The 3,336-nt window shown below is 38.4% G+C and carries 4 protein-coding genes and 1 tRNA gene; 1 reads left to right on the forward strand and 4 read right to left on the reverse strand.

Annotated features, from left to right (window positions below):
• Positions 1-223: 223 nt before the first annotated feature.
• From IRZ80_RS21175 to IRZ80_RS20635, 4 genes are all read right to left on the reverse strand, one after another.
• Positions 224-544 carry a hypothetical protein gene (locus tag IRZ80_RS21175; protein ID WP_255549711.1) on the reverse strand — a complete coding sequence of 107 codons (321 nt, stop codon included), beginning with the start codon at positions 542-544 and terminating at the stop codon, positions 224-226.
• Complete coding sequence (locus tag IRZ80_RS20630) at positions 526-1,173, reverse strand: hypothetical protein (RefSeq protein ID WP_317174800.1); 648 nt, start codon at positions 1,171-1,173, stop codon at positions 526-528. The genes IRZ80_RS21175 and IRZ80_RS20630 overlap by 19 nt, the downstream gene beginning before the upstream one ends.
• A complete protein-coding gene (locus tag IRZ80_RS21095; protein ID WP_228520972.1) occupies positions 1,146-1,352 on the reverse strand; it encodes a hypothetical protein in 207 nt (68 codons plus the stop codon). Before IRZ80_RS21095 ends, IRZ80_RS20630 begins: the two co-directional genes overlap by 28 nt.
• Positions 1,353-1,517: 165 nt before the next feature.
• Positions 1,518-1,599, reverse strand: a tRNA-Leu gene (locus IRZ80_RS20635).
• 109 nt (positions 1,600-1,708) lie between these two features.
• Here IRZ80_RS20635 and IRZ80_RS20640 point away from each other — a divergent pair.
• Positions 1,709-3,097, forward strand: coding sequence for a dipeptidase (locus IRZ80_RS20640; RefSeq protein WP_194644230.1), 1,389 nt, complete (start codon positions 1,709-1,711; stop codon positions 3,095-3,097).
• Positions 3,098-3,336: the final 239 nt, after the last annotated feature.

A 3,336-nucleotide genomic window follows, 5' to 3' on the forward strand; every position in this document is an offset into this window, starting at 1 on the left:
GGTTTTGAGGATTTTTGAATTCTGAAAGGTGATTTAGGCGGGGTTTACCAGTTTTAAAGGGATCCAAGGGGTTTCTTTAGCGATTATTCAATACCAAGGAATAGTCCTGTCCTGCGGGCATCCTCCCTTTGAAGGGGAATCTGAGCCGACTTTACTTGTTTTCCTTTTCAAAATAACATATACGTATATATAAGTACCGACTATCTTCTCTAACACAAAAACCCTAATAAAAGCGGAAATCATTAAAAAACCATAATTCAGCAATCAACATGGAAGCACATAACAGGATGAAGCTATTGATCATACTGCAGAAAGGAAAGATTTCTTTAATAGAGAATTCGGCACCACAAACAAATTCATCAGAAGTACCATAATATATAGTCACAGTAACACCATCTGGATTTAGAATATGTCCATTGGTAAAAACTACATTACCGAAGAAACCGGCAAGTTCATAATTTTCAGTTAGCAACATAATAGGATCTTCGGTTCTCGCTATTACTTTTGAAGGATCCTCCAAATCCATTAAAAAAGACCCAAACAATATTGATGCTTTTCATTCGCACCATGATATATAGCAAGCCACCCTTTTTCGGTTTTTATTGGAGAAGCACCTACACCGATACGGGCGATGTCCCAAAAACGACTTCTTGTACGCAGAATACACTGATGATCCCGCCAATGAATTCCATCAGGAGAAGAAGCTAGCCATATATAATTCCCGCCAATTTCCAAACTGCTTGGACGGTGGAGAGCATAAAAAAGATTATTGATTTTTTCTTCAAAAATAGTACAGTCTTTATTGTGCGGAGGCAGTATCATTCCGTAGGACTGAAAACTTAACCAATCGAAAGTTGTGCGCAAGCCCACTCCAACTCCATTGGGAGATACAGCTGTATAGGTCAGATAATAAACACCACCTATATATGACAACCGGCAATCCTCAATTCCAAATGACTCCAAAAAACCTTCACCTATTAATGAAAAACATCCTTCGGGCTCATAGAATTTTCGCCCGTCATCACTGCACACCAACCGCAAATGCGATAATGTAGTTAAATAATCAGCTTCTTTATATTTGACAACCCTCGCATCTTTGGCAATCATTTCGGGATCATTCTCGGGAATTTCAATAATTTGAATTCCTATTTCAGTAAGAATTGGAAACGACACAACATTATCTTTTTGTTCCAGTCTCTTTCAGCAACGCGGATAATCATCCATATTTTACCATCAAATTGGAACACACCAGGATTTAGAAGACAAACTACCTGAAGACCTTCGCGACTTGGGACTACTTCAGAAGGAAACAATATAGGATTTTCAGGAAACCGCTTAGCAATATCTTTCATAACTCTGAATTTCATCAATTAAAAAAAATCAGAAGTAAGAAAATCTAAAAACAGCACATTGGTTTTGCTGTTACTTTATTATTTAGATTTTTACACTAAGGCAAGAGGAATTCAGACACGAAAGGGCTGAAAACAAAAAAACTTCTCAAGAAGAGAAGTTTTTAGTGCGGATAATAGGACTCGAACCTACACGCCTTGCGGCACCAGATCCTAAGTCTGGCATGTCTACCAATTTCACCATATCCGCTCAATTGTGGGTGCAAAGATAATCATAACTTCGAATATTCAAAGAATTTTTTAAAAAAAATTATTAATTCTGTTTTTTGTATTTTTGATTCTTAAAAAAATCTGATTCAATGGAAGATATAAAATCATATGTTACAAAACACAAAGAACGGTTTATCAACGAGTTAATTGAATTATTGAAAATTCCATCTGTAAGTGCTGACACTGCTTTTTCCCAAGATGTCCTTGACACTGCCGAGGCAGTAAAAACAAGTTTAGAGGCCGCAGGATGCGATTTTGTCGAAATTTGCGACACCGCCGGCTATCCAATTGTATATGGAGAGAAAATAATTGACCCAAATCTGCCTACAGTATTAGTTTACGGCCATTATGATGTTCAGCCTGCCGATCCATTAGAATTATGGACTTCTCCCCCATTTGAACCTATTATCAAAAAAACAGACATCCATCCCGAAGGCGCTATTTTTGCCAGAGGTGCCTGTGATGACAAAGGCCAGATGTACATGCATGTAAAAGCTTTTGAATATATGATACAAAGCAACACTTTACCTTGCAACGTAAAATTCATGATCGAAGGTGAAGAGGAAGTTGGAAGCGTCAGCCTAAAAACATTTGTAGAAAACAATACCAAGAAACTAAGAAACGATGTCATTCTAATTTCGGACACAGGAATGATTTCCAATCAGCAGCCTTCCATTACAACTGGACTTCGCGGTTTGAGCTATGTGGAAGTTGAAGTTACTGGTCCTAACCGCGACTTGCATTCCGGACTATACGGTGGCGCAGTAGCTAATCCTATTAATGTTTTGGCTAAAATGATTGCCCAGCTTCACGACGAAAACAATCATATTACAATTCCTCGCTTTTATGACAATGTCGAAGAGCTTTCTCTTGAGGAAAGAGCCGAAATGGCCAAGGCTCCTTTTGATCTTGATAAATACAAAAAAGCTTTAAACCTAAATGATATTTACGGCGAAAGCGGCTATGTAACCAATGAGCGAAATTCGATCCGACCAACGCTGGATGTAAACGGAATTTGGGGCGGTTACACTGGCGAAGGTGCAAAAACCGTTATTGCCAGCAAAGCTTTTGCCAAAATCTCCATGCGTCTGGTTCCAAACCAAGACTGGGAAGAAATCACAGAACTTTTTACCAAACACTTTATCAGCATTGCTCCTGCGGGCGTTACCATAAAGGTTACACCTCATCACGGCGGGCAGGGTTATGTAACTCCAATTGACAGTATTGGGTATCAGGCAGCTAACAAAGCATACGCCGAAACCTTTGGAATTCCAGCAATTCCAGTACGTTCCGGAGGAAGTATTCCAATAGTTGCTTTATTCGAAAAAGAATTAAAAAGCAAAACAATCCTTATGGGATTTGGCCTTGACAGTGATGCCATTCACTCACCCAACGAACATTTTGGCGTTTTTAATTTCCTGAAAGGAATCGAAACCATTCCGTTGTTCTATAAATATTTTGTGGAGCTTTCAAAATAAATCGCATCTAACATAATTCAAAATCCGTTCAGTGATGAGCGGATTTTTTTGTGTCTTATTCTAAATATTTGAAGCTATTTCCAGCTGTCCACTATATCTGTTGTCCCGAACCCCGGGACAACAGGATGCCGTTTCCATCTGGGCTAGGGCTTTTGAATTTTATAAAACATTGATTCTTAATATTAAATCACATCAGCATTAGGTGTTTTCTGTAAAAAAATATTCAAAAAAACTTGCTT

It is taken from the genome of Flavobacterium sp. HJJ (genome assembly GCF_015351475.1).
Lineage (GTDB): Bacteria > Bacteroidota > Bacteroidia > Flavobacteriales > Flavobacteriaceae > Flavobacterium > Flavobacterium marginilacus.

Coding starts and splice junctions, on each gene's coding strand:
- IRZ80_RS20640 (WP_194644230.1), top strand. CDS start 1,709: ATGGAAGATATAAAATCATATGTTACAAAACACAAAGAACGGTTTATC.
- IRZ80_RS21095 (WP_228520972.1), bottom strand. CDS start 1,352: ATGAAAGATATTGCTAAGCGGTTTCCTGAAAATCCTATATTGTTTCCT.